This window comes from Glycomyces luteolus (assembly GCF_027622875.1).
GTDB classification, from domain to species: domain Bacteria; phylum Actinomycetota; class Actinomycetes; order Mycobacteriales; family Micromonosporaceae; genus Glycomyces; species Glycomyces luteolus.
In genome coordinates this window covers 150,564-176,459 of the sequence record NZ_JAPZVP010000012.1, presented here as the reverse complement: position 1 = coordinate 176,459, position 25,896 = coordinate 150,564, and the positions used below count along the sequence as shown (strand labels likewise).

The 25,896-nt window shown below is 70.4% G+C and carries 25 protein-coding genes; 14 read left to right on the top strand and 11 right to left on the bottom strand.

Annotation, left to right across the window (positions count from 1 at the left end; translation table 11 throughout):
- From O1R50_RS16335 to ppc, 5 genes are all read right to left on the bottom strand, one after another.
- Positions 1-917, bottom strand: a 917-nt coding sequence (locus tag O1R50_RS16335; protein WP_270111176.1) for a hypothetical protein, incomplete at its 3' end; no start/stop codon positions are given.
- 328 nt (positions 918-1,245) lie between these two features.
- On the bottom strand, positions 1,246-2,073 hold the full coding sequence (locus tag O1R50_RS16330) for a TrmH family RNA methyltransferase (RefSeq protein WP_408612712.1): 828 nt from the start codon (positions 2,071-2,073) through the stop codon (positions 1,246-1,248).
- Positions 2,074-2,148: 75 nt separating this feature from the next.
- Positions 2,149-2,571 (bottom strand): MarR family winged helix-turn-helix transcriptional regulator, encoded by a 423-nt coding sequence (locus tag O1R50_RS16325; RefSeq protein WP_408612717.1) that lies wholly within the window; start codon positions 2,569-2,571, stop codon positions 2,149-2,151.
- A gap of 26 nt (positions 2,572-2,597) precedes the next feature.
- On the bottom strand, positions 2,598-3,215 hold the full coding sequence (locus tag O1R50_RS16320) for a type 1 glutamine amidotransferase family protein (RefSeq protein WP_408612716.1): 618 nt from the start codon (positions 3,213-3,215) through the stop codon (positions 2,598-2,600).
- A 108-nt stretch (positions 3,216-3,323) separates the two neighbouring features.
- Positions 3,324-6,080, bottom strand: coding sequence for a phosphoenolpyruvate carboxylase (ppc, locus tag O1R50_RS16315; protein WP_270111171.1), 2,757 nt, complete (start codon positions 6,078-6,080; stop codon positions 3,324-3,326).
- A gap of 402 nt (positions 6,081-6,482) precedes the next feature.
- On the opposite strand from ppc, the gene cysC reads away from it, so the two are divergent.
- Entirely contained in the window at positions 6,483-8,027 is a 1,545-nt protein-coding gene (gene cysC, locus O1R50_RS16310; protein ID WP_270111169.1) for an adenylyl-sulfate kinase, read from the top strand.
- A gap of 65 nt (positions 8,028-8,092) precedes the next feature.
- Here the strand turns inward: cysC and O1R50_RS16305 are convergent, their stop codons facing one another.
- Both O1R50_RS16305 and O1R50_RS16300 read right to left on the bottom strand, forming a co-directional pair.
- Entirely contained in the window at positions 8,093-8,713 is a 621-nt protein-coding gene (locus O1R50_RS16305; RefSeq protein ID WP_270111168.1) for a vitamin K epoxide reductase family protein, read from the bottom strand.
- Positions 8,714-8,831: 118 nt separating this feature from the next.
- The gene (locus O1R50_RS16300) at positions 8,832-9,746 is read right to left on the bottom strand and encodes an SDR family NAD(P)-dependent oxidoreductase (protein ID WP_270111167.1); all 915 of its coding nucleotides are present in this window, start codon (positions 9,744-9,746) and stop codon (positions 8,832-8,834) included.
- 352 nt (positions 9,747-10,098) lie between these two features.
- Here O1R50_RS16300 and amrA point away from each other — a divergent pair, with 352 nt between their 5' ends.
- Positions 10,099-10,713 (top strand): AmmeMemoRadiSam system protein A, encoded by a 615-nt coding sequence (gene amrA / locus O1R50_RS16295; RefSeq protein WP_270111166.1) that lies wholly within the window; start codon positions 10,099-10,101, stop codon positions 10,711-10,713.
- A gap of 2 nt (positions 10,714-10,715) precedes the next feature.
- Here amrA and O1R50_RS16290 read toward each other — a convergent pair whose 3' ends face one another.
- A complete protein-coding gene (locus O1R50_RS16290) occupies positions 10,716-11,555 on the bottom strand; it encodes a PhzF family phenazine biosynthesis protein (protein ID WP_270111165.1) in 840 nt (279 codons plus the stop codon).
- Positions 11,556-11,654: 99 nt separating this feature from the next.
- Between O1R50_RS16290 and O1R50_RS16285 the strand changes: the two genes are divergently transcribed.
- Complete coding sequence (locus O1R50_RS16285) at positions 11,655-12,791, top strand: Mrp/NBP35 family ATP-binding protein (RefSeq protein ID WP_270111164.1); 1,137 nt, start codon at positions 11,655-11,657, stop codon at positions 12,789-12,791.
- Positions 12,792-12,866: 75 nt separating this feature from the next.
- On the opposite strand, the gene O1R50_RS16280 is transcribed toward O1R50_RS16285, so the two are convergent.
- Together O1R50_RS16280 and O1R50_RS16275 are read right to left on the bottom strand one after the other, a co-directional pair.
- Entirely contained in the window at positions 12,867-13,235 is a 369-nt protein-coding gene (locus tag O1R50_RS16280; protein ID WP_270111163.1) for a YbjQ family protein, read from the bottom strand.
- Between the two features lie 258 nt (positions 13,236-13,493).
- Positions 13,494-14,423: a DapH/DapD/GlmU-related protein gene (locus O1R50_RS16275; protein ID WP_270111162.1), complete on the bottom strand. Its 930-nt coding sequence runs from the start codon at positions 14,421-14,423 to the stop codon at positions 13,494-13,496.
- Positions 14,424-14,462: 39 nt separating this feature from the next.
- On the opposite strand from O1R50_RS16275, the gene dapE reads away from it, so the two are divergent.
- Together dapE and O1R50_RS16265 are read left to right on the top strand one after the other, a co-directional pair.
- On the top strand, positions 14,463-15,533 hold the full coding sequence (gene dapE / locus O1R50_RS16270) for a succinyl-diaminopimelate desuccinylase (RefSeq protein WP_270111161.1): 1,071 nt from the start codon (positions 14,463-14,465) through the stop codon (positions 15,531-15,533).
- Positions 15,530-16,219 (top strand): LOG family protein, encoded by a 690-nt coding sequence (locus O1R50_RS16265; RefSeq protein WP_270111160.1) that lies wholly within the window; start codon positions 15,530-15,532, stop codon positions 16,217-16,219. Before dapE ends, O1R50_RS16265 begins: the two co-directional genes overlap by 4 nt.
- A 46-nt stretch (positions 16,220-16,265) precedes the next feature.
- On the opposite strand, the gene folP is transcribed toward O1R50_RS16265, so the two are convergent.
- Entirely contained in the window at positions 16,266-17,129 is an 864-nt protein-coding gene (gene folP / locus O1R50_RS16260) for a dihydropteroate synthase (protein WP_270111159.1), read from the bottom strand.
- 152 nt (positions 17,130-17,281) lie between these two features.
- On the opposite strand from folP, the gene O1R50_RS16255 reads away from it, so the two are divergent.
- From O1R50_RS16255 to O1R50_RS16215, 9 genes are all read left to right on the top strand, one after another.
- Positions 17,282-17,446, top strand: coding sequence for a hypothetical protein (locus O1R50_RS16255; protein WP_270111158.1), 165 nt, complete (start codon positions 17,282-17,284; stop codon positions 17,444-17,446).
- Between the two features lie 181 nt (positions 17,447-17,627).
- Positions 17,628-18,887, top strand: a complete 1,260-nt coding sequence (locus O1R50_RS16250) for a M18 family aminopeptidase (protein ID WP_270111157.1) — start codon at positions 17,628-17,630, stop codon at positions 18,885-18,887.
- Between the two features lie 172 nt (positions 18,888-19,059).
- Positions 19,060-21,612 (top strand): FtsK/SpoIIIE domain-containing protein, encoded by a 2,553-nt coding sequence (locus tag O1R50_RS16245; protein WP_270111156.1) that lies wholly within the window; start codon positions 19,060-19,062, stop codon positions 21,610-21,612.
- Entirely contained in the window at positions 21,609-22,274 is a 666-nt protein-coding gene (locus O1R50_RS16240; protein WP_270111155.1) for a hypothetical protein, read from the top strand. The genes O1R50_RS16245 and O1R50_RS16240 overlap by 4 nt, the downstream gene beginning before the upstream one ends.
- A 15-nt stretch (positions 22,275-22,289) precedes the next feature.
- Positions 22,290-22,736, top strand: a complete 447-nt coding sequence (locus O1R50_RS16235; protein ID WP_270111154.1) for a DivIVA domain-containing protein — start codon at positions 22,290-22,292, stop codon at positions 22,734-22,736.
- 6 nt (positions 22,737-22,742) lie between these two features.
- The gene (locus tag O1R50_RS16230) at positions 22,743-23,267 is read left to right on the top strand and encodes a hypothetical protein (RefSeq protein WP_270111153.1); all 525 of its coding nucleotides are present in this window, start codon (positions 22,743-22,745) and stop codon (positions 23,265-23,267) included.
- Positions 23,268-23,451: 184 nt separating this feature from the next.
- On the top strand, positions 23,452-23,619 hold the full coding sequence (locus O1R50_RS16225) for a DUF3117 domain-containing protein (protein ID WP_091030400.1): 168 nt from the start codon (positions 23,452-23,454) through the stop codon (positions 23,617-23,619).
- 231 nt (positions 23,620-23,850) lie between these two features.
- A complete protein-coding gene (locus O1R50_RS16220) occupies positions 23,851-25,302 on the top strand; it encodes a S1C family serine protease (protein ID WP_270111152.1) in 1,452 nt (483 codons plus the stop codon).
- 124 nt (positions 25,303-25,426) lie between these two features.
- Positions 25,427-25,861: a Sec-independent protein translocase family protein gene (locus O1R50_RS16215; protein ID WP_408612715.1), complete on the top strand. Its 435-nt coding sequence runs from the start codon at positions 25,427-25,429 to the stop codon at positions 25,859-25,861.
- The last annotated feature ends 35 nt before the right edge of the window (positions 25,862-25,896 follow it).

Sequence of the window (25,896 nt, the reverse complement as noted above, 5' to 3'; positions counted from 1 at the left end):
AGGAGCCGGGCGCGGGCGGGACTGATCGGCTCGCCTTCCAGGAGCGGGGTGCGGCCGGTGTCGTGGCCTTGCAGCGTCTCGATGTCCGCCACCAGGTTGAGGGTGGCGGTGTGGCCGTGCCGGGTCGCGGCCTGCGGGGAGGAGCCGTAGCCGGCCAGGAGCTGGTGCAGGGCTTCGGCGTGCCGGTTGGCTTGCGGGGGCAGGATGCCGTCGGTGTCGGTCTCGTCCTGGCGGGGCGGGGGGCAGGCGGTCTTGAGGTACTTCTCCAGCAGCCGCCCGGTCGCGTCCGAGAGTTGCCCTTCCAAGGCCCACATGCCGTTGCCGGTCTCGGTCAGTTCCAGGCGCTGCATGGACTGCTGGCCCAGCTCATCGAACAGCTCGGCTTCCTCGGCCAGGTTGGCGGCCAGTTCGTCGAGGTGGCGCTGGAGGTCCTTGAAGGGCGCGTGGGTGCAGAACTGGGCGACCATCGCTTCGGGGGTGGTGCACAGAGTCTGGGGGTCGAAGGGGGAGGGGACCGGGGTGGTGAAGGGGGTGCGGGCGAAGTGGCGCATGGCCGGGGTCTGGTCGAGCTGGCGGACCGCGAAGGCGACCTGGTCGATCCTGGCTTTCCCGGTCGTCGCCGCCTCAGCGAGCACACGGAACTTCCCCGAGAGCCGGGCGATGGCCGCGATGGCGCCTGCGGTGTTGAACGTGAAGTCGAACTGGGAGACCAGGAGGTCGCGGAGGGCGGAGAAGCCGAACTCGGAGCGGTGCAGGCCCTGCTCTTTCATCGCGATCACTGCCGAGAGCACCTGGGCGTGCTGGGCATTGATGGCGGCGGCGGCCTCGTCGAGGGTGGAGCGGATAGCCGCTGCCTGGGCGGGCCGGTCGGAGGCCAGGGGAGGGACGGGGACCGGGGTGGTGGTGCAGTGGCTCATGGGTCCTTTCGCCTCCCTTCCTGTTCTCGAATGTCCTGCCGGTTTTCGCTTTCTTGTTCGTAGTTCAATGATGACAGGTCGGCTGCTTGGTGCCATCACCCAATGGGGTGAACATTCCATGAGGGACATTCACGGAGGCCTCCAGACCGCCTGGGGCGCAGAACAGGCCGGGGGAAGTTCGGACCTCCGCCGCTCCACCTCTGCGCTGCCGGGCTGCCGCACGGCACACCCCGAAGGAATACGACCCTTTGTCGCCGCCGGGTTTGACGCCGAACCCCGCCAGCCGCTAATGGGACACTTCCGTCTGACGCTCAGTCTCCGGCGTCACTCAGTTGGTGATGGCACGCTGGCGGGCCACTTCGTAGAGCGCCACTGACCCGGCATTCGCGGCGTTCAATGATGAGGCCGCCTTGGGCGACATGGGGATTCGTGCTGTCGCGTCGGCGAGCTCGAACCAGGCTTTCGACATTCCGGTTGTCTCATTGCCGACCACGAGCATGACCGGGCCCCGCAAATCGTGTTCGGACAAGGTCTTCTCGCCGCGCTCATCAGTGCCCAGAATGGACGGTGTGTGCGGCTGCTTTCGGGCCCATTCAACCACCTCATGTGCCGAAGCGGCACTGATGACTGGGATCGCGAACAGGCTTCCGGTGGTGGCCCGAACAGCCTTGGGGTCGTAAGGATCTGCGGCATTGCGCCCGGCGATGATCACGGCGTCGGCACCGAAGGCGTCGGCCGAGCGGATGAGCGAGCCGACGTTCCCGGGGCTGGTCGGCCGGTCGATGACGATGCCCAGCCAATCGGTGCGGGTCTCGAGATCGGCGAGCTTCCGCTGCGGGATGGCAACCTGGGCCAGGAGTTCAGGCGGGTTGTCGTCCTCCTTCTCGCCGAGCTCGGCGAGCAGCGGGCCGGAAACGGCGGCCTGCTCGATATGGGGCCGCTCGAGGAGGCCGCGGGCCCAGTCGGAGAGCCGCCGGCGATCGGCGTCGTAGAGCAGGGCCTCGATGTTCCAGCCGTGCTCGACCGCAAGCGAGATCGGCCGCACCCCCTGGACGAGGAACGACCCAGCGCGGTGGCGCTTGGTGCGGTTGCGCAGCAAGGTCTCCCACTGCTGGAAGCGGGCGTTTCGGACGCTGACCTGCAGGGTTCTCGCCATGGTCTCCGCAATTCTCGTTTGGTCCTGGACGCGCAGAAACCTACCACGGCGGCGAGCGCCGGCGGCCGCGCGAAATCAGCCGCGGTCCTCCGCCGCCAGCGCCTCCAGGGTCTCCGAGAGTTCCCGGAGGAGGCGGTCGACGTCGGCGGCGCGGTCGTCGCCCAGTGCTTCGCACAGCCGGTCGGCGAACACGGCGTGGGCCGGGCCGATGCGCTTGACCGCTTCCACGCCCTGCGGGGTGGGCGCGACCAGTTTGGCCCGGCGGTGCGCCGGGTTGCGCCGGTACTCGACCATCCCGTTGTCGGCCAGGATGTCCGCGATGCGCTGCACGGCCTGGCGGGTGATGCCCATGGCGCGCGCGATGCCCGCCACCGGCAGGGGCGCTTCGATGACCGCTCCGAGCACTTGCCAGTGGGCGGCGGTGAGGCCCGCCGGGCGGGCCAGTTCCTCTGCCACGTCGAGGAACTGGCCGTTCAGTCGGAACACCGTCACGGCCATGCCCGACAGGAGTACTTGGCGGTCGGTCACGCGGCCTCACCCATCAGCTCGAAGTACCCGGCCGGGTCGCCGAGTCCGTACAGCTTGTACCACGAGGCGAGGACTTCGGGCGTGTACAGGTCGAGGGCGGCGAACACTTCGCGAGCGAAGTCCACGGGCTTCGTGCCCGAGGCGGTGATGAGGCCTCGGTCGGTGACGGCCGGGACGTCGCAGTACAGGTCGGCGCCTTTGGATCCGAAGGCCTGCACGAACTCCGGCGCGTTGCTGGTGTGGCGGCGGTCGTCGAGCAGGCCTTCGGCGGCGAGTCCGCCGGTGGCCCCGCAGATGGCGGCGACCGGGACGCCCGCGTCGAGGAACCGCCGGGCCTTCTTGGCGAAGTCGGCGTTGTCGCCGGTGAGCCAGGTGCCCGCGCCGGGCAGGATCAGCATGGCGCTGTCCTCGGCGTTGAGCTCGTCGAGTGTCAGGTCGGGCGTGATCGTCATGCCGCCCATGGTCCGCACGGGTTCGGGGCCGGCGCCGACGGTGCGGATCTCGTAGCGGCCCGGTTCGCGCTGCCAGTCGCCGTTGCCGATGTGCGCGGTCGCGTATCCGACCTCCCAGTCGGCCAGGGTGTCGTAGACGGCCAGGTGCACGTGCTGGGTCATGATCTCGTTCATGACAACATCCTGTCATATTGACAACGTATTGTCAAATCAGTGGAGATGAAAAAAGGCCGCGGCGGGGGTTCCGCCGCGGCCTTCTCGAAGCCGGGATCAGCCGGTGTTGCGCAGGCCCGCCGCGATGCCGTTCACGGTGATGAGGAGGGCTCGCTTGAGCTGCGGGTCGACGTCGCCGTCGGCGCCGCCTTCCGAGCGGTAGCGCTTGAGCAGAGAGATCTGGAGGTGGTGCAGCGGCGCGAGGTAGCGGTCGCGGACCTCGAGGGTCCGGGCCAGCTGCGGGTTCGCGTCGAGCAGCCGCTCCCCGCCGGTGAGGGCGAGGACTTCGGCGACCGTGCGCTCGTGCTCGGCCTTGATCGCGTCGAAGACCGGGTGCAGCGCAGCGGGAACCAGCGTCGAGACGTACTGGCCCGCGATCGACAGGTCCGTCTTCGCCAGCGTCATCTCCACATTGGAGACGAAGTTGCGGAAGAAGTGCCACTTCTCGTACATCTCGGCGATGTCCTCGCCCAGACCCGCCTCGCGGGCGGCCGCGAGGCCGGAGCCCACGCCGTACCAGCCCGGCACGATCTGGCGCGACTGCGTCCAGCCGAAGACCCACGGGATGGCGCGCAGGCCGCCCAGGCCCGCATCCGTGTTCGGGCGCTTCGACGGGCGCGAGCCGATGTTCAACGCGCCCAGCAGCTCCGTCGGGCTCACCGCCCAGAAGTAGTCGGCGAGGCCCGGCATCCCGGTCAGCTCCCGGTACACGGCCTTCGAGGCCTCCGAGGTCTGGTCCATGACCCCGAACCAGCGGCCCAGCACGTCCGGCTGGTGGCGCGGCTCGGTGTGCAGCAGCGTCGCCTTCAGCGAAGCGGCCACGGTCAGTTCGAGGTTCTCGCGGGCCAGCGCGGGCAGCGTGTATTTGTCCGAGAGCACCTCGCCCTGCTCGGTGATCTTGATGGCGCCGTCGAGCGTGCCCGAGGGCTGGGCCAGGATCGCCTCGTGGGTGGGGCCGCCGCCGCGGCCGATGGTGCCGCCGCGCCCGTGGAAGAGGCGCAGGCGGACGCCGTGCTTGTGGGCGACGTCGCGCAGCTGCCGTTGGGCGCTTTGGATGTTCCACTGGCTGGCGGTGATGCCGGCGTCCTTGTTGGAGTCGGAGTAGCCGAGCATGACCTCCTGGATGTCGCCGCGGGCGGCGACGATCGCGCGGTACGCGGGGAGGCTGAGCAGCCGGTCGAGGAGGGAGTCGGCGCCCGCGAGGTCTTCGACCTCTTCCATGAGCGGGACGAAGCCGATGTCGGCGCGGCCGCGGGCGACGTCGATGAGGCCGGCGTCGCGGGCGAGGATCGCCGGGGCGAGGACGTCGGCCGGGTCGTGGGTCATGGAGATGATGTACGACTCGACGATCGCCTGTCCGAACTGGACCTGGGCGTCGCGGATCGCGTGGAAGACGTTGAAGGTCTTGCGGTTGCGTTCGGCGAGTTCGACGTTCGCGGGCGCGAGGGGGCGCTGGCCCGAGAGCTCCTTCTCGAGGAGCGCGTCGCGTTCCTCCGCGGTGAGGTCGGCGTAGGGCTTGTCGAGTTCGCCGGTGGCGTCGTAGAGCTCGGCGAGCACGGCGTGGTGGGCCTCGGAGTGCTCGCGCACGTCCATCGTGGCGAGCTGGAGGCCGAAGGCGGCGACGGTGCGGATGACGCGGTCGAGGACGCCCTTGGCGGGGAGCTGGCCCCGCTGGCGGGCGAGGGAGTCGCGCATGACCTGGAGGTCGGCGAGGAGCTCGCGGCCGTCGGCGTAGTCGAAGCCGGCGCGGTGCGGGAGGCCTTCGGCGTGGCGGGCGCGGGTGTTGGCGAGCTTGGCCTCGATGGCGCGGGCCTTGAGTCGGTAGGGCTCTTCGCCGTAGATGCGCTTGTAGCGCTCGGGGATGTTGTCGAGGACCTTGAAGTCGGCGGCGACGGAGTCGAGGAGCTCCTGGGCGGCCGGGCGCACGGTCTGGGAGACGGAGAGCTCGTTGATGAGCCCGGCGACGGCGCCTTCGGCGGCGGCGATGCCGTGCTCGTGCTGCATGAGCAGGACTTGCTTGGTGACTTCGGGGGTGACGAACGGGTTGCCGTCGCGGTCGCCGCCGATCCAGGTGCCGAACTTGAGCGGCGCGTGGCCGGGGCGGGGGGAGCCGCCGAGGTCGGTGAGGGTGGCGTTGAGGTCGGTGAGGACCCGCGCTGCCGCGTCCCGGTAGAGGTCGGTGAGGTAGTAGATCGCGTTGCGGGCCTCATCGGTGGGCTCGGGCTTCTCGACGCGGAGTTCGTCGGTCTGCCAGAGGAGGTCGATGATCTCGGCAAGGCGGGAGTTGACGGCGTCGACGTCGGCGGCGCCGAGGACGGCGCGTTCGGCGGTCTCGGCGTCGAGGAGGTCGGCGATGCCGCGGAGCTTCATGAGGATGGAGCGGCGGGCGGCCTCGGTGGGGTGCGCGGTGAACACGGGGCGCACTTCGAGGCGTTCGGCGGCGGCCGCGATCTGGTCGGCCGGTACGTCCTCGGCGGTGATCTCGGCGCGGGCCTGGGAGAGCCAGCCGCCGTTCTCGGCGCGGGAGCGGCGCATGTCGCGGGCGCGGTGGACCTGCTCGGTGATGTTCGCGAGGTGGAAGTAGGTGGCGAACGCGCGGGCGAGGTCGACCTCCTCGTTCACGTCGAGTTTCGCGAGTCGGGAGGCGACGGCCTCGGGCTGGTGGCGCACCAGTCCGCGGACCTCTTCGACGAGCTCGAGCAGCTGGGGGCCCTCCTGGCGGACGAGCGCCTGGCCGAGGAGGTTGCCGAGCCGGCGGATGTCGCGGCGGAGCTGCTTGTCGTCGGTTCCGCTGGAGGAGTCGAAGTAGTCCATGGAGGTCTCCACTGGTGGTCTGGGCGGTACCAACTTAAGGCTCCGCATGCTGCGCCATGAGGCCCGAGGGGTTGGCCGCGCCGACGTCCTTGTCCGCGGTCACTGCTGCACTGGTGCTCAAACCCGTACGGCACGCGCTTGCGAGGCCGTGACTGGGCACCACGGCACCTGCTTGCGAAGCCGTAGAGAGCACACACGGCACCTGCTTGCGAAGCCGTAAATGAGCTCCGTCAGCGTAACTTACCGGTAATGGGTACGCCACTTTCTCAGTCCGCCATGCGGGACGATCCGGTTCATAAGCGCCTGCGCGGGTGGTGCGAGTGACGGACCCGTGGCATACGCTGGTGCGACCGAAAACGATGACGCCCCGCCCGAAGCACTGCGAAGGGATCCCGACCGCCGATGTCTGACTGGGTACTGCCCGATGAGATCCTCGCCGAGGCGCCGAGCCACACCCCCTTGCCGCACGAGCTGGCCGACCTGGAACTGCTGCTCTACGGCGCGTACGCGCCGCTGCGCGGGTTCATGGGCGAGGCGGAGGCGCGGGCGGTGACGCGTACCGGGATGCTCCCGGACGGGACGGCGTGGCCGGTCCCGGTGACGCTCGACGTGCCGATCGCGACCGCGCGGCTGCTCGACAACCCCGACCCGAAGCGTCGTGTGCTTCGCATCACCGACCCGGAGGGGGCGCCGGTCGCGGCGGTCGAATGCCACAGCCTGGACGCGCTCGGGCCGGACATGGTCCGCGTCGGCGGGCCGGTGCGGCGCATCGCCGACGCCGCGCACGGGGTGTTCACGGGCCTGCGCGCGACACCGGAGCAGGCGAAGACGACGTACACGAAGCCGCGGGTGCTCGCGCTCGTGGCCGACCGGCCGCTGCACCGCCCGCAGCTGGCGCAGCTCGCGCGGGCCGCGCACAATCTGGCCGCGCACGTGCTCGTCATGATCCCCACGGGCGACGAGACGAACGGCGACCGGGAGCTGCGGCTGCCGACCGCGGCGCTGGTGCGCTCGGTGCTGGCGGCGAAGGACCGGCTGCCGACGGCCACGGTGCTGACCGTGCCGCTGTCGAAGCGCGGGGACAAGCTCCGCGACGGGCTGCTCACCGCGAAGGTGGCGGCGGCTTACGGCGCGACCCACATCATGACCGGCCGCGACGGGCTCGGCGGGGGCGACGGCGTGCGCTCGATGGTGCCGCGCGAGCTGGCGTACGACACGCGCGACGGCCAGTGGCGCCCGATCGAGGACATCGAGCCGCCGTTCCGGCGCATCGCGTTGAGCGACGCGGAGATCGCCGACATGCTCGACCGCGGCTTCGGGCTCCCCGAGTGGCACACGCCGCCGAGCGTCGCCGCCGAGCTGCGCAAGGCGCGGCCGCCGCGCCGCCAGCGCGGACTGGTGCTGTTCTTCACGGGCCTTTCGGGTTCGGGCAAGTCCACGATCTCGCGCGGCGTCTACGAGGCGCTGCTGGAGGACGGGACGCGCACGGTGTCGCTGTTCGACGGCGACGTGGTGCGCCGGCTCCTCTCGAGCGGGCTCGGGTTCTCGCGGGCGGACCGCTCGGTGAACATCCGCCGGATCGGGTTCGTGGCGGCCGAGGTGGCGCGGCACGGCGGCATCGGCATGGCCGCCCCGATCGCGCCGTACGAGGCGGACCGGGCGGAGGCGCGGCGCATGGCCGAGGCGGCGGGCGCGGACTTCGTGCTCGTGCACGTGGCGACGCCGCTCGAGGTGTGCGAGGCGCGGGACCGCAAGGGGCTGTACGCGAAGGCGCGCGCGGGGCAGATCCCTGAGTTCACCGGGATCTCGGATCCGTACGAGGAGCCGCCGGCGGCGGAGCTGACGATCGACACGAGCGAGATCACCATCGGGGAGGGGGTCGAGCAGGTGCTCGAATTCCTTTCGGACGGCGGCTGGCTGGAGCCGACCGGGCTGCGGCTGGGTTAGGACGAAGCGAAAGGCCCCGGGCACGCGCCCGGGGCCTTTCGCTTTGTCTCGAGACGGCCGTGCCTCTAGAAGAGGGTGGACCAGTAGTCCCAGAAGCCGGTGCCGACGATCATGACGACCGCGGCGTAGAGCAGGGTCAGGCCGATCCAGTGGTAGCGCAGGAGGTCGTCGACGGCGTCGCGCCAGTCCTCGCCGACCGGGATCGCGCCGGTGCGGAGATTGCGGACAGTGGAGAACCAGAAGATCGGCAGGACCACGGTCCACACCGCCATGCACCAGGGGCAGAGTACGCCGATCTGGTACACGGACTGGTAGATCAGCCACGACACGAAGGCGAGCCCGCCGAGGGCGCCGAGGTTGAAGGCGAGCGCGATCCAGCGCGGCAGTGAGACCTTCGACAGGAGCAGGACGCCCATGAACACCACGAGCGGGAACGCGACCAGGCCGATCATCGGGTTCGGGAACCCGAATACGGAGGCCTGCCAGGTGTTCATCACGGTGCCGCAGGACAGCACCGGGTTGAAGTCGCAGGAGATCGCGTGCTCGGGGTCGATGAGCGAGGCGATGCGCTCGTAGGTGAGGTCGAACGCGGCGGCCAGGCCGACCAGCCCGCCCACGAGCAGGACGAGCCCGGTCACGGTGCGCCCCCGGATCTCGAGTGCGCTCTCCCCGAAAGCCTCGTCCATCCGTGCTTCCTCCGTCTCGGCCCGTACGGCCGCTGCAATCATGCCCATGCGAATCTAACGACGTCGGCAAGGCGGAAGTTGCGGACCTTGGTCCTGACTTGTCCCGCCTTGCGGCGGTTCAGGCCCGGAGCGACCTGCCGCCGTCGACGACGAGCGTCTGCCCGGTGATGTAGGAGGCCGAAGGCGCGCAGAAGAACACGGCGGCCGCGGCGACCTCTTCGGGGCTGCCGGGGCGGCCCATCGGGCCGTCGAGGCCCTTCTGGAGTTCGGGCACGGTCGAGGAGCCGGTGCGGATGAGGCCGGGCGCGATCGCGTTGACGGTGACGCCGTCGGCGACGACCTCGGTGGCGAGGGCCTTGGTGAGGCCGGTGACCCCGGCTTTGGCGGCGGCGTAGGCGGCCTCGGCGGGGACGGCGTTGACGACGCCGGTGGTGGCCGCGACGTTCACGATCCGGCCCCAGCCGCGTTCGGCCATGGACTGCACGAAGGCGCGGGAGACCAGGAACGCGGTGTCGAGGTTGCGGGTCAGCTCCGTCTGCCAGTCCGCATAGGACAGCTGCGCGACGGGTTTCACCACGGCCGGATCGGACTTCGAGGTGAGCCCTGCGTTGTTGACGATGATGTCGACCTCGCCGAGCGCTTCGACGACCGCGTCGGCGAGCCCGCCAACTTCGGCTTCGTCGGCGAGGTCGGCGACGAAGCCGATCGCGCCGATCTCCTCGGCGCGCTCGTGGATCCGCTTGGTGGTGGAGACGATCGCGACCGCCGCGCCCGCGAGCCGCAGCCGCGTGGCGATCGCGAACCCGATCCCGTCCGGCGCACCCGCACCGGTCACCAGCGCGATCTTCCCTGCGAGGGAATCGAGTTCCTGCAGCCGCCCGCGAGCGGGCTGCGTCGCCTGCGACCCGCCGTTCGACGGCAGGTCGATCACTTCGGCGAGGCCCTGATCGACGGTGGCGTACGCGTCACCGTCGTAAGCAGCGCGGTCGAAGGACGAGTCGAATGCGTCGGCGCTCGTGCGCGGTTCACTCATGCCCGCAGTCTCTCACGTGACTGTTACCAAACAGATCACCGGCAGGCCGAACTGCGCCAAACCGGCACCATCGGGTCACCTGAACCGCGAGGACTCAGTGAAGCCGAAGCGGCGCAGGCGATCGGCGGCTCCACCGACGGCCATCCACAAGCCCCCCGCCCAGCGCTGGAGGGGAACGAAGGGGCCGCCGCAAATATCCCGCCCGGGTCCGACAAGAACGGGGCCCCGCGGCCGCCGTGTCACCCGAAAGAGCCAGCGCGCGTTGAGTTGAGGACGGGAAGCCCCGCGGCCGCGCGGGGGCGTTCCCGCGCTCGGCGGGATCTCGCCTTCCTCCGCATGGCACCATCGGTGGATGGACCCGCACCCCGAGCCAGGCCTCGGACCGGTGCTGACCGCGCTGGCGCGCAGCGCGGTCGCGACCTCGTTCGCGCCCAGGCCGCCCGGCGCGGCCGCCCTCATCACCGCCACCGCGGGAGCCGCCGCCCACGCCGCGGCGCTCGCGAAACGCGAGGCGACCTTCGTGACGCTCCAACGGGACGGCCGCCTCCGCGGCTGCATCGGCACCCTGACCGCCCTGCGGCCCTTGGGCGTCGACGTCGTCCGCAATGCCCGCCTCGCCGCCCGCGACCCGCGCCTGCCGCCCGTCGAGGCCGCCGAGGTCGAGTCGCTGCGCCTCACCGTCACGATCCTGTCCCCGTCCGAACCGATCGCCGTGCGGGCCTTCACCACCCTGCTCGACCACCTGCGCCCCGGCCGGGACGGCCTGACCCTCAAGGACACCGGCGACCGCCGCGCGACCTTCCTGCCGTCGGTGTGGACGAGCCTGCCCGACCCCGACCGGTTCGTCGCCGCGCTGCTCCGCAAGGGCCGCTGGCCCCGGCACCTGTGGACGACGGAGCTGCGATCGGCAGTCTGGCCCGAAGGCCTTGCGGCCGAATGCTACGCGGCCCGCGAATTCTCCGGTTGAATCTAGGAGGGCAGCGTCACCAGCGTGCCCTCGGCGACTTTCACGGCCGCTCCCGTCACCGAGACCGACACGACCGCGCCGTGCTCGACCACGACCTCGCCGTGCAGGGTCGACGGGCGGTCGATCTCCGCGCCCTGCTCGATCTCGTACCGGTGCACGCCATCGCCGCTGAGCAGGCCCTGGTCGACCAGGTGCACGCCGAGCGCCACGGCCGCCGAACCCGTCGCCGGGTCCTCGCCGACACCGCGGTGGAACAGGCGGGCGTGCACGGCGTGCGTCGCCTCGTCGAAACTGAACAGGTAGACCTTCTCCAGGTGGCCGGGCACGTCGACCGCGGCGGTCACGTCCTCGTCGGCGAGGCGCACGAAGTTGTGGTCGAGGCCGGCGCTGGCGTTCTTCGGGGTGCCGATGATCTTCGCGGCGTCGAGGCCGATCGCGGCCGCGGCGGTCCCCGGGTCGATCTCCGGACCGACCGCGATCGCCGTCGAAGTGAGCTTCGCGCTGCCGCCGTCGACGGCGATCGTCATGAGACCGGCGCCGCATTCCTGGACGACCGTGCCGTCGCCCGCCTGCACCCGTCCCGACCCGACGGCGGCGATCGCCGCCCCGATCGTGGGGTGCCCGGCGAAAGGCAGTTCCTCCGCAGGGGTGAAGATCCGGGCGAGATAGTCGGCGCCCGGAGCGGCGGCCGGGAGCACGAACACGGTCTCGGAGAAGTTGAACTCGAGCGCGATCGCCTGCATCTGGGCCGTGGTGAGGTCCTTGCCGTCGTAGACGACTGCGAGCTGATTGCCCGCGTAGGCGCGGTCGGAGAACACGTCGTAGATCGCAAAGGGAAGCATGGGCCAGTTATAGCGCGGCCGCTCCGCGGGGCAGTGGCGCCGGGTGCGGTAAGGCTACGCTCACATTGGCGAACCGAATTGCGTGGTTACGATTGAGTCATGTCTGACAACGCTGCCGTCGTCGAGGCCGTGCATGAAGCGCTCTCGCACGTCAACGACCCCGAGATCCGCCGCCCGATCACCGAGCTGGGCATGGTCGACACCGTCGAGGTCGACGGCGGTCGGCTGTCGCTGAAGATCCTCCTGACCGTCGCGGGCTGCCCCATGCGCGACACGCTGCAACGCGACATCGCCGGCGCCGTGGACGGCGTCGACGGCGTCTCCGAGCTCGAACTCGAATTCGGCGTGATGAGCGAGCAGCAGCGCGCCGACCTGCAGACCAAACTGCGCGGCGGCCGCCCGGGCGCCGAGCCGGTGATCCCGTTCAACCTGCCCGAATCGCGAACCAGGGTATTCGCGATCGCCTCCGGCAAGGGCGGCGTCGGCAAGTCTTCGATGACGGTGAACCTCGCCGCGGCCCTGGCCCAGAAGGGCCTGTCGGTCGGCGTCGCCGACGCGGACATCTACGGGCACTCGATCCCGCGGATGCTCGGCGTCGAAGGCGCCCCCACGCAGGTCGAGGACATGATCATGCCGCCGCAGGCGCATGGGATGAAGGTCATCTCGATCGGGATGTTCACGCCGGGGAACACCGCCGTGGTGTGGCGCGGGCCGATGCTGCACCGCGCGCTCCAGCAGTTCCTCGCCGACGTGTACTGGGGCGAGCTGGACGTGCTCCTGCTCGACCTGCCGCCCGGGACCGGCGACATCGCGATCTCGGTGGCGCAGCTGCTGCCGACCGCGGAGCTCGTGGTCGTCACCACGCCGCAGCAGGCGGCCGCCGAAGTGGCCGAGCGCGCCGGCGCGATCGTCACGCAGACCCACCAGAAGCTCGCGGGCGTGGTCGAGAACTTGTCGTGGATGGCGCTGCCGGACGGGTCGCACATCGAGCCGTTCGGCTCCGGCGGCGGCAAGACCGTCGCGGCGGCGCTGACCCGGGACGTGGGCTCCGACGTGCCGCTGCTCGGCCAGATCCCGCTCGACCCGAAGCTGCGCGAGGGCGGGGACGCCGGTGTGCCGCTGGTGCTCTCGGACCCCGACTGCGAGGCGTCGCGGGCGATCCGCGCGATCGCGGACCAGCTGGCCGTGCGGAAGGTGTCGCTGGCGGGCAAGCAGCTCGGGCTCAGCCCGGTCTAGACACTGAGAAGACTGTTTTGAGCGGCGGCCCTCCTGTGCCTTGAGGGCCGCCGCTCGTTTTCCCCAGTTTCCTGATCAAAGCTTGCGGACGGAGACGGCCGTGCCGTAGGCGCACACCTCGGTGCCCATGTCGCGGGCGTCGGAGACGTCGAAGCGCATCATCACGACCCCGTTGGCGCCCAGGGACTTCGCCTGCTCGACCATGCGCGTGACGGCTTCCGCGCGGGACGAGGAGAGCGCCTTGGTGAGGCCTTTGAGTTCGCCGCCGAGGAGCGACTTGACCCCCGAGCCGAAGTCGGAGATGAAGTTCCGGGACCGCACGGTGAGGCCGAAGACCTCGCCGTAGGTGTCGAGGACCTCGTAGCCGGGCGGGTTCTCGGTCGTCACGACCACGAATCCCGGGGTGGTCGGGCTGGCCGCGCCGAACTCTCCGATTCTGTCCATGCCGACCAGGCTATGCAAGATTCGGAGGCCGCACCTCGAACTCCGGGATGAACCGCGCGAACGCGAGTAGCACCCGGGTACTACTACGGAGGTGGGCGGGGAGCCGGAGGGAGGGTCGGGCGAGTTGCGGCGCGTCCGGGACGAATCGGGCGCCGGGATCCGCCCCCGAATCAAGGATGCCCTGAGGGTCCGACACCGGTTTCGGAGACGTCGAAGGCCCCGGCGGATGCCGGGGCCTTCGATGCGAAGCGTGTTCGCCTACTGGGCGCTGTGCAGGGCGGCGTTCAACTCGCCCCAGGTGCCCGTGCGGGGGCGCACTTCGAGGACGCCGGTCTGGGTGTTCGTCCAGAACTGCAGGTTGTCCTTGCCCGAGAGGGTCGCGGCCTTGACGACCGCGCCGTCGGGGGTGGTGACCTTCGACCCGGCGGTCACGTAGCAGCCCGCGGCCACGACGCAGTTGTCGCCCAAGGAGATCCCGATGCCGGCGTTCGCGCCGAGGAGGCAGCGCTCGCCGATCGAGATGACCTCCTTGCCGCCGCCCGAGAGCGTCCCCATGATCGAGGAGCCGCCGCCGATGTCCGAGCCGTCGCCCACGAGCACGCCCGCGGAGATGCGGCCCTCGACCATCGAGTTGCCGAGCGTCCCGGCGTTGAAGTTCACGAAGCCCTCGTGCATGACCGTGGTGCCCTCGGCGAGGTGCGCGCCCAGGCGCACCCGCGAGGCGTCGGCGATGCGCACGCCCGACGGGGTCACGTAGTCGGCCATCGGCGGGAACTTGTCGAGCGACTTCACCTCGAGCTGCCGGCCCTCGCCGCGCAGCTTGAGGCGGGCCGCGTTCACCTCGTCGGCCGGGAGCGGGCCGAAGTTGGTCCAGGCGTTGTTCGGCAGCAGGCCGAAGATCCCCTCGATGCTGATCGAGTGCGGGATGACGAACCGGTGCGAGAGCAGGTGCAGCCGCAGGTACACGTCGGCGGTGTCCGTCGGCGCCTCCGCGAGGGACTTGACGGTGATCGACACGCCCTTCGAGGTCGTACCGGTCGGGTTCATCCGGTCGAGGTCCGGCGCGGCCACACCCGTGGGGGCCTCGCCGAGGCCGAGGCGGGTGAACCACACGTCGAGGACCGTGCCGTCGGCGGCGACCGTGGCAACGCCGACGCCCCATGCTCCGTCAGTCAGGAAATCACTCATGCGAAAAGCCTATCCACGCGGCGAGTATCGTCTGCGGATGTGACAGTTTTGAGTGAGGCAGTCCTCGCCGACCCGGTCGCGTTGACCAGGGCCCTGTGCGACATCCCGTCCGTGTCCTGGAACGAGGCCGAGATCTGCGACGAGGTCGAGGCGGCCCTCAAACGCATGGGGCACTTGACGACCGAGCGCGTCGGGAACACGCTCGTCGCCCGCACCGAGCTGGGCCGGGGGCGGCGCGTGATGCTCGCCGGGCACCTCGACACGGTCCCGGTCAACGACAACTTCCCCACCCGCCTCGACGGCGACGTGCTGTGGGGCCTGGGCACCTCCGACATGAAATCGGGCACGGCGCTGGCGCTGTGGATCGCGGCCACGGTCCCCGAGCCGAAGTTCGACCTGAGCTTCGCGTTCTACGACCGCGAGGAGATCGAGGCCGAGCACAACGGCCTCAACAAGCTCTCCAAGACCCGCCCCGAGCTCCTCGCCGCCGACTTCGCGATCCTCCTCGAGCCGACGTACGGGCTCGTCGAGGCCGGATGCCAGGGCACGATGCGGGTGCGCGTCACCACCAGCGGGAAGCGGGCGCATTCGGCGCGGTCCTGGAAGGGCGAGAACGCGATCCACAAGATCGCTCCCGTCCTGGAGCGCCTGAACGCGTACGAGGCGCGAGAGGTCGAGGTCGACGGCTGCACCTACCGGGAGGGCCTGAACGCGGTCTTCATCGGCGGCGGCGTGGCCGGGAACGTCATCCCCGACGAGGCCTGGGCGGACGTGAACTTCCGGTTCGCGCCCGACCGCGACGAGGCCGCCGCCGAAGCGCACGTACGCGAGGTCTTCGCCGGTTTCGACGTGCACGTCTCCGACACCGCGCCGTCCTGCCGCCCCGGATTGGACCGGCCCGAAGCGGCCGAGTTCGTCGCCGCCGCCGGGGGCGGGTTCCGTGCGAAACTCGGCTGGACCGACGTGGCCCGCTTCGCGACACTGGGTATACCGGCCGTGAACTTCGGGCCGGGCGACCCGAACCTCGCCCACAAGCAGGACGAACGCGTCGAGATCCCGCGCATCCGCGCCTGCGCGGACGCACTGCGAGCCTATGTGGAGGAATCATGACGATCAAGCGCCGAATCACCGCCGACGAGCGCCTGCTCGACGTCGCGCACCGCGAAGAGTGGAAGCAGAAGGCCGCCTGGCGGGTCATGAAGATCCAGGCCGAGTTCGTCGAGGGCTTCGACACCCTCGAAGCGGCCGAGCTGGGCAACGCGGTCGGCGTCTACGGATCGGCGCGCACCGGCGTCGACGGCGACGAGTACAAGCTCGGCATCGAGCTGGGCCGCAAGCTCGGCGAAGCCGGGTTCTCCGTCATCACCGGCGGCGGCCCGGGCGCGATGGAGGCCGCCAACCGCGGCGCGGCCGACGCGGGCGTCAAGTCCGTGGGCCTGGGCATCGAGCTGCCGTTCGAGCAGGGCATCAACCCGTACGTCGACATCCAGCTGGACTTCCACTACTTCTTCGTCCGCAAGGTCATGTTCCTCAAGTACTCGTGCGGGTTCTGCGCGCTCCCGGGCGGCTACGGGACCATGGACGAGCTGTTCGAGTCCCTCACGCTGGTGCAGACCGAGAAGGTGGGCAAGTTCCCGATCGCGCTCATCGGCGTCGACTACTGGGGCGGCCTGGTCGAATGGCTGCGCAGCGCGATGGTCCGCGAGGGCAAGATCAGCCCCGACGACGTGAACCTGCTGCTCGTCACCGACGACCTCGACGAGGCCGTGGAGCACATGAAGCGCGGGCGGGAATAAGCGACGAACCGGCCGCCGTGGATCATCACGGCGGCCGTTCGCGTGCTCAGAGGCTCCGGTGCGGGGCCTTCGGCGGCTTGTCGCCCTTGATGGCAGCGATCATGTCGAGGACCTCCCGGGTGGCCGCCACGTCGTGGGCGCGGAAGACGCGGGCGCCGTTCCAGGCCGAGATCGCGGTCGCCGCGAGGGTGCCGTTGAGGCGGCGGTCGACCGGCAGGTCGAGGGTCTCGCCCACGAAGTCCTTGCGGGACAATGCCACAAGCACCGGCCAGCCCGTCGCCGCGAGCTCGTCGAGGCGGCGGGTGAGGTCGAGGGAGTGGAACGTGGTCTTGCCGAAGTCGTGGGTCGGGTCGATGAGGATGCCGTCGGCGCGCACGCCCGCCGCGACGGCCGCCTCGGCGCGCTCCACCAGCTCGGCGCGGACCTCCGCGACCACGTCCTCGTAAACGGCCTTGGCCGCGACGGTGCGCGGCTCCAGGCCGCCGGTGTGCGAGACGACGAAGCCCGCGCCGGTGTCGGCCGCGACCTCGATCACCGTGGGGTCCCAGCCCGCCCACGTGTCGTTGATGAGCTCGGCCCCGGCCGCGACCGCCTCGCGGGCGACCTCGCCGCGCCAGGTGTCCACCGAGATCACGAGGTCGGGGTGCTTCTCGTGCACTGCCGCGATGAACGGGACCACCCGGTCGATCTCCTCGGCCGCGCTCACCTCCGGGCCGTCGCCCGCCTTGACGCCGCCGATGTCGACGATGTCGGCGCCGTGCGCCACCGCGTTGTCGACCGCGGCGACCGCCGCTTCGAACGCGAAGGTCGCCCCCGAGTCGTAGAAGGAGTCGGGCGTGCGGTTGACGATCGCCATCACCGCGTAGTCGCCCTCATCGAACACCCGTCGGCCCAGTTTCAACGCTCGCATCGTCCAATGGTCGGCCACCTGGACCGGAATGTGCAAACTCGCTGCACCGGCCCGCCGCGGAACGGTCGCGGCGGGCGATTCCGGGCCGCACCCAGAACCCGAATAGCGCTTATTTTTCATTATTTGTTCTATATCAGCGATATCATCAGGGTATGTGGACAGTTCTATGGATTCTGATCGTCGTCTGGGCCGTGCTCGCGATCGTCGGCTTCGCCATCGAAGGCCTGCTCTGGCTGGCCGTCATCGGCGCCGTGCTCTTCGTCGGCACGATCGTCTTCGGACTCATCAGGCGCGGGCACGGCCACAAGACGGCCTGATCCGCCGAATCCCGCGACCACCCGGGATTCCCGCTCCCCGGCACCGCCGGTGAGACGCCCGCACTCGCCCCGAACACCCCCACAGTGACTCCAGCATCAGCGACCGCTCCCGCACCGGCCAGTAAGCTCGCAGCAGCCGCTGTCGCCACCCGCCAGCGCGAGTCGCCTAAGGAGCACACCGATGCCTCGCTTCGACCGGTCGCACACCGACGACCTCGCCGCGTACATCAAAGCCAGTCCGACCCCGTACCACGCGTGCGCCGAGGCGGGCCGCAGGTTCGAGGCCGCCGGGTTCCGGCGGCTCGACGAGGCCGACGAATGGCCGGTCGACATCGGCGGCTACTACACCGTGCGGGACGGCTCGATCATCGCCTGGCGCATCAACGACGACGAGTACGACGCGTTCCGTATCTTCGGCGCGCACACCGACACCCCCACGTTCAAGGTCAAGCCCCGCCCCGACACCGGGGGCGCGGGCTGGAAGCAGATCGCCGTCGAGGTCTACGGCGGCGTGCCGCACCAGACCTGGCTCGACCGGGACCTCTCCGTGGCCGGGCGGCTCGTCATGCGCGACGGCTCCGAGGTGCTCGTGCACGTCGACCGGCCGCTGCTGCGCGTGCCGCGCCTCGCGATCCACCTCGATCGGGGCGCGAACGAGGGCCAGAAGCTCAACGCCCAGTCGCAGCTCACCCCGATCTGGGGCCTCGGGCAGCCGCGCGACGGCGAGTTCCTGGAGTTCATCGCCGCCGAGGCCGGGGTGGACGCGGCGGATGTGTTCGGCCACGACCTCTTCACCGTCGCCCTCGACGAGCCCGCGTACCTCGGCAAGGACGAGGAGCTGTTCGCCGCTTGGCGGCTCGACAACCTCACCAGCACGCACGCCGGGATCGCGGCGCTCATCGCAGCCGAGGGCACCGGGACCCGCGTCCCCGTCCTCGCCTCGTTCAACTACGAGGAGATCGGCTCGATGACCTACTCGGGCGCGCAGAGCCCGTTCCTGGAATCGGTGCTCCACCGGCTCATGGGCGACGATTTCGAGACGTACGCGCGGGCCATCGCCGCGAGCGGCATGATGTCCTCCGACACCGGAAACGCCCTCCACCCCAACTACCCCGAGAAGCACGAGCCCGGCCACCGCCCGATCCCCGGCGCGGGCCCGATGATCAAGGTCAGCGCCAACCAGCGCTACGCGAGCGGCGCGGAGGAGCAGGCGCTGTTCCGGCGCGCGGCCGAGGCCGCGGGGATCCCGTGGCAGACCTATGTGAACCGCAACGACATTCCGGGCGGGACGACGATCGGTCCGATCTCGGGCACGCAGTTGGGGATCTTGACTGTGGACGTGGGCCTGCCGATCCTGTCGATGCACTCCGCCCGCGAACTGTGCGGCGCTGAGGACCCGGGCCTGCTCGCGGACCTGGCGCTCGGCCTGTTCACGCATTAGGGGGCCGTGCCGACGCTGCTGCATAGGGGTGCCTCGCTTTCGTGCCGTGCCACCGGAGTCCGGTCCCGGTATGGTGGTCTCGTCGACACACCCGGCCTCGGCGAAGCTTGCAAGCCGTAGATGAGCACTCTCGGCGACGCTTGCGAGCCGTGATTCTTTCAAGGAGGCGGCTTTGACTTGGCGGACCGAATTGGAGCGGGCGGCCGCGCGCCTGCGCGAGGCCGCCGGCGCCGCCGACCAGGCCCAGTCGATACTTCAGGATGACGCTTCGCGGTTGGCCGCAACGGGAGTCGAGCAGCGTCGCAGTGAACTGGCCGAGCGGCTGCGCGGCGTCGCGGCGCAGACCGCGACCGGGTGGATCGGCGAGGACCTGGCCGCGATCGCTCCTGGAACGCCGCTGTGGACGGAAGCGCCGTCCACTGAGGCCGTGCGAATCGGCACCGCCGAGATCGACGACGCGCCCGCGTTCCCGGCGCTCACCGGGCTCCTCGGCAAAGGGCACCTCGTGTGCGACGGCGACGCCGCCGACCCGCGCGTCGCCGGGATGCTCCAAGCGCTCCTGCTGCGGATCACCGCCGCGCAACCCAACCTCGAACTGAGCCTGGTCGACGGCGTGACCCTCGGACAGGTCTTCGCGCCCGCCACAACGCTCGTGGACGCCGGGATCGCCGGTCCCGTCGCCACGGACCACCTCGCGCTCGCACGGGTCCTCACGCACGCGGAGAAGCGGCTCACCGAGCTGCGCGACATCGCCGCACGCGGCCAGTCGATCGCCGACCGGCCGTTCCATCTCATCGTGATCGCCGGTCTGCCCCCTGAGGTCGGGAATTCGACCCGCGAGCGGCTGGCCGCGCTGGCGCACGCCGGGCCTTCGGCGCGCTGCCATCTCGTGCTGTGCGGGTGGAAGCAGCTCCCGCACCGGGAGTCGCTGCCCGCGATCGAGCACGCGACCTACCTGCACTGCAACGAGAACGACGTGCGGCTCGGGAGCCTGCCGCTGCCGGTGCGGCTCGACGCCGCGCCGCCGCCGAGCCTCGCCCGCGCCGTCTACGGGTCGAGGGCGCAGCAGCGCAAGGAGGCCGGGGAGCTGAGCGTCGGCGACCTCGTGCCGGAGGTGCTGTGGTCGGCTTCGAGCCGGGACGGTTTGTCGACGGTGATCGGCCGCGACCAGGCCGGGAGCGCCACCGGCGGCGATGTGGAGGTCGCGTTCGACGACGCGACGCCGCACTGGCTCATCGGCGGGCGCACCGGCGGCGGCAAGACCGTGTTCCTCCTCGACGTGCTGTACGGCCTCGCGACCCGCTACTCCCCCACCGAACTCGAGCTGTACCTGCTCGACTTCAAGGAGGGCGTCTCGTTCACCGAGTTCACGCCCTCGCCGCTCGATCCGTCGTGGATCCCGCACGTGCGGGCCGTCGGCGTCGAGTCCGACCGCGAGTACGGCGTTGCCGTGCTCGGGGCGCTGCGGGCCGAGCTCTCCAGGCGCGCGGGGCTCATGAAGCGGGCCGGGGCGACGCGGCTGGCGCGGCTGCGCGAGCTGCGGCCGGAGACGCCGCTGCCGCGGATCGTGGCGGTGGTCGACGAGTTCCACGTGCTGTTCGCCGGGAACGACCGCCTTGCGGGCGAAGCGGTCGCGCACCTGGAGGAGCTGGCGCGCAAGGGCCGCTCGTACGGCGTGCACCTGGTGCTCGCGAGCCAGACGATCTCCGGCATCGAGGCCCTGTACTCCAAGAAGGACTCGATCTTCGGGCAGTTCCCGCTGCGCGTGGCGCTGCCCGGCGCGAAGCACCTGCTCGACGAGGGCAACGACGCCGCGGAGGGCATCAGCGTCGGCCAAGCCGTCATCAACGACGCCGGGGGCATCAAGGGCCGCAACCGGACCTGCCGGTTCCCCGACGCCTCGAGCGCCGAAGACCTGCTCACGGGCCTGCGGCGGCAGCTGTGGGAGCGGCGCGACTCCGATGTGGAGCCGATCGTCTTCCGCGGCTTCGACGAGCAGCACCTTGAGGACGATCCGCGGTTCGCGGACCTCGCCCCGACCCACGCGCCCGTCGCGCTCCTGGGCCGGGCCGTCGACGTGCACATGTCCTCCGTGGGCTACCAGTTCGACCGCAGCCCCGGGCGGCACCTGGCCGTGCTCGGCACCTCGGCGGTGGCCGCCGACGTGCTCGCCGCCGCCGCGATCTCCCTTGGGCGCCAACATGAACCCGGGAGCGTCGCGTTCGAGGTCGTGGCGACCGCCGTCGGCGTCGAGGACACCGCGCGGCAGGTCCTGACCGAACTCGGGGCGGGCGGGCACGAGTGCCGCCAGCTCGCGCCGGGGACGATCCTCGGCGGGAAGCGCGGCAAACCGACGTACCTGGTGTGGTTCGGAGCCGACGGCGCCGACGGGCAGCCCTCAGCGCTGCGCGACCTGCTGCTGCACGGCCCGGCGGACGGCGTGCACCTGCTCGGCTGGTGGCGCGGCGCGCGCCGGTTCCTCGACGACATCGGCGGCTCGGCCGGACGCGAGCACTGCGCCGGAGTCGTGGCGCTCAACATCGCCGGGAACGACCTCGCCGCGATCACCGGCGGCTTCGAACGCACCTGGGAAGCCCGCACCAACCGGTGCCTGGTGATCGACCGGCACGCGGGCACCGAGACGCTCGCCGTCCCGTACGTGCGGCCCGGCCGACTCGACGGCCTGCCGGTCCAGGACAGCCACGGAAAGGTGGAGTCGCGATGAGCCTCAGCGCATACGAGGACCTGGTGCACGAACTGGCGCGCCTCGACGCCGACACGACCGCGAGCACCGCGCAGGCGACGCGGCAGCTGGAGCGGCGCCGCGAAGCGCTGCGCGAGGTGCGGTCCGAACTGGACGACCAGACGATGGCGCTCGCGGAGCTGTGCGCGCGGTTGCGGCACAGTACGCCCGACTTGACACCGCAGCAAGTCGAAGCCACTGCGCCCGACTTGCAGCCAGGGCAAGACGCGGACAATGCCGACAGGGTCCTGGAACGCGCGAAGACCGCCCTGCGGGAGTCCGAGCTCGCCCGGACTGCGACGACGCGGGCCGCGCAGCGGCCGACGCTGCTGCCGAAGGCGCACCACATCTTGCGGGAACTGCTCGTCTACGGGTCCTGCATGGTCGCGTGCCTCGCGGTGCAGCTCGTGTACTTCGCCGTGACGGGAGGGAACGACGATTCGAAGTGGTGGGTTACGTTCCTGCTGCCGGTGATCGCCACGATCATCGGATATGTGCTGGTGGGGATGGCCAACCGGCCGCGCCTGCCGCTGCTGGACCGGAGCGGCAAGCCCATCAAGGCGGTCGTCCCCCACAACCCGCGTCTGGGAGTGACCCTCGCGGTCGGCACAATTGCTGTGGTCCTGCTTTTCGCGTGGTTCTAGTCGGAGGAGACTCCTGTGGGTTTCGTGCTGCCGGTCATCGTCGCCGTCATCGGCGTGTGGATCGCCTTCTCGATCGTCGTGTGGGCCACCGGCCGCGACACGCTCCTGGACATCGCCGCCGCGGGCCCGCCGCTCGGCCTCGGCGAGGGTGCGGCAGTGGACGAGACCGCCGTCGCCTCCGTCAAGTTCGACACAGGCCTGCGCGGCTACCGCACCGACCAGGTCGACGCGGCCCTCGACCGCCTCGCGTGGGAGATCGGCCGCCGCGACGAGCTGCTCGCCGAGATGCGGGCCAGGCTCGACACCGCCGAGCCGAGCACCTCCGCTGAGGACGATGCGCTGCGGCTCGCCGACGAGGACGACTCGGTCGTCCCCGGCGACCTCGCGACCGGTTCCGATGCCGCCGGGAGTGAGGCAGGGCGCGAGGGCGGCGGTGAGACGGCGCCGCGCGACGAGGCGTGATGGGATATGCCCATGCGTTATTGGCTGCTGGCGTTGGACGAAGACGAGTACACCGAGCAACAGGCCTACGAGGTCGAAGCGGTCGAGCCCGCGGCGGCGCTCCCCGAAGGCGCCGCTGACGGCGACGAGGTGGCGCTGGTCGGCCGGGAGGGCGTGTTCGCGCTCGGCGAGATCGACGGCGCGGCCGTCGCGTACCGACGCCGCCTCGAAGAGCCCGCCGCGACCGCCGAGACGGTGAGCGTCTACGGCACCGAGGGCGCCGCCAAGGACGCCTGGACCGCGCTCAACCCGGAGGCGTGGGAGGACCTGGTGCGGACCCTGCCGACCCCCGAGCGCCGCAGCGACTGGCTCGTGACCCTCTCCATGCCCATCGAGGCGGTGGACAAGGCCGAGGCGGTGCGCCAGTTCTGGTCGTACATCCGTTCGCTCGGGCCGAAGGAACTGCCGACGTTCGTCGCACCGTACGGAAGGGAACTTGAGGGCACTTCGTTCCTTTTGGGCGTCGAGCACGAGCAGGACCCGGAAGAGTGAGTGACCGGGGTCATAGTCCGTTAAGAAAAATCACGCAAGTCACAAAAGGCACTTTCCGGTAGATTTCTACGCATCTTTGTCACATACCCGGAGGGGCGAGTTGGCCTTCGCCCACGTCATCGGGGAAACTTGATCTAGCAACGTCGAGTCGCAACCTGCGGCCTTGGATCGAGGGGAGACCAAAATGGCGGCCATGAAACCGCGGACTGGCGACGGCCCACTGGAAGTAACTCAGGAGGGCCGCGGCATCATCATGCGGGTTCCGCTCGAAGGCGGTGGGCGGCTGGTCGTGGAGATGACCCCGGAAGAAGCAGCGACCTTGAACAAGGAGCTCCAGGGCGCCCTGGAGTAGTCCCTTCTCCACCACGCCACCCCACCACGGCGGTCACCCCGCTGCCGATCGGACCTGAGGACCCGCTCCGTTCACGCGGAGCGGGTCCTTCAACCTCTGCTGCCCGCACTTGCGCCGATTTACGGTCGCAAGCCTCGCCGAGGCCGGCTCGTCCGGTTGGCGGACCATCCGATACGGGGCGGAATGGCGGGGCAGATGAACGAGCGGCAATTCCGGCATAGACTTTCAGTCATGACTTCCGGCACCCAGCCGCCCCAGGCAGATCCGGGCAATCCGCAACACCCCGAACCGGCCCATGCGCCGCAGTCGAACGGGCCGTACGGGACCGCGCCGCAACCGGGGGTGCCGCACGCGGGGTCCGCGCAGGAACCCGCGCCGTACGACTCGGCTGCCTCCGGCATGCGGCAGGGCGCCGATCAGCCCGCGCAGGACCCGGCCGCGCCTCCCGGAGCGCCCTCGATGAGCGGACCGGCCCATCAGTACGCGGCCCCGCAGCCCGACCAGTCGGCCTGGTGGCACCCCGCCGCCGCCTCCGACCCATGGCGCGACCCCGCCAGCCGCGCCGTCATCGAGACCCGGCCGGTCCCCCTCGCCCCCGCACCCGAGCCGCTCCCGGCACGCACGCCGCGCGCCAGGCCCGCGCTCGGCATCGTCATCGCCGTCTCGGCCGTCACCGCGCTCATCGCGGGCACCCTCGGCGCGGCCATCGGCATCTGGGCCACCCGCTCCGGCTCCGGCGACGGCAGCTTTCTGGGCGCCGAGCCGCAGACCGAACGCGACGTCTCCTCCGTCGCCGGCGTCGTCGAGCAGATCATGCCCTCGGTCGTCACGGTCCTCACCTCGGACGGCGGCAACGGCTCGGGCTTCATCGTCTCCGACGACGGCTATGTCATGACCAACCACCACGTGGTCGTCGGCGGCGGCACCGAGCCCGCCGACAGCCTCCAGGTGCTCTTCAGCGACGGCAACGTGACCACCGCCGAGGTGGTCGGCTCCGACCCCGACTCGGACGTCGCCGTCCTGCGCATCGAAGGCGACGAGCACCCCGCGATGGTCCTCGCCGACTCCGACCGGGTCGCCGTCGGCGACCCCGTGCTCGCCGTGGGCGCGCCGCTCGGCCTCTCCTCCACGGTCACCGAGGGGATCATCTCGGCCATCGACCGGCCGGTGCTCACCGAGAACAACAACGGCGAGGTCGAATCGGTGATGGCCGCGATCCAGACCGACGCCGCCATCAACCCCGGCAACTCCGGCGGGCCGCTCACCGACATCGCCGGGCAGGTAATCGGCATCAACACCGCGATCGCCTCCACTGCGGCAGAAGGGGAGGCCGGCAACATCGGCATCGGCTTCGCCATCCCGATCAACCAGGCCAAGCGCATCGCCGACGAGATCATCGCGACGGGCTCGGCCAGCCACACCGTGCTCGGCGCCGAACTCGGAGAATCCGAACTGGGGATCGGCGTGACCCTCAGCAAGATCGTCGCCGGGTCCCCCGCCGACGACGCCGGACTCCAGGACGGCGACGTCCTGACCAGCTTCAACGGCAACATGGTCGCCGAGAACACCGAACTCATCGCGCTCATCCGCAAGCTAGCCCCGGGCACCGTTGTGACCGTCGTCTACGAGCGGGATGGCGAGGAACACAGTGCCCAGGTCACGCTGGAGGCGGCCACCGACTGAGTGGAGGTACTCTAGGCGGAGGTTTTTCAGGTATCAGCAGGCACAGGTAAGCATTGGGAGGATCAGCGTGTTCGGAAATTTCGGTCCGACCGAGTTCCTGGTCATCATCCTCATCGCGATCTTCCTGTGGGGTCCGGACAAGCTGCCGAAGGCACTCGCCAACCTGCGCCGCTTCATCTCGAAGGCCCGCAACATGGCGTCCAACGCCGCCGCGGACCTCAGCCGCGAGATCGGCACCGACATCAAGCCCGAGGACCTCAACCCCAAGGCCTTCGTCCGCAAGCACATCCTGACCGAAGAGGACCAGGAGATGCTGACGAGCCCCCTCAAGTCCACGATGCGCGACCTCCAGGAGGGCACCAAGCCGCTCAAGGAGGGCCTCACCGACACCACCCGCGAACTCGAGGGCACGCGCCGCAGCGTCAACCGCGGCAGCCTCACCCGGGACGCCAACGGCTCCAACGGAACCAACGGCTCCAACGGGTCGAGCGACACCGCGGCCGAGGCGCCCGCCGAGCGGACCCGCGAGCGCGCCGCCACCTTCGACGACGTCACCTGAGCCGAACTCGACGCTGATCACGGCCGCCCGGTCCG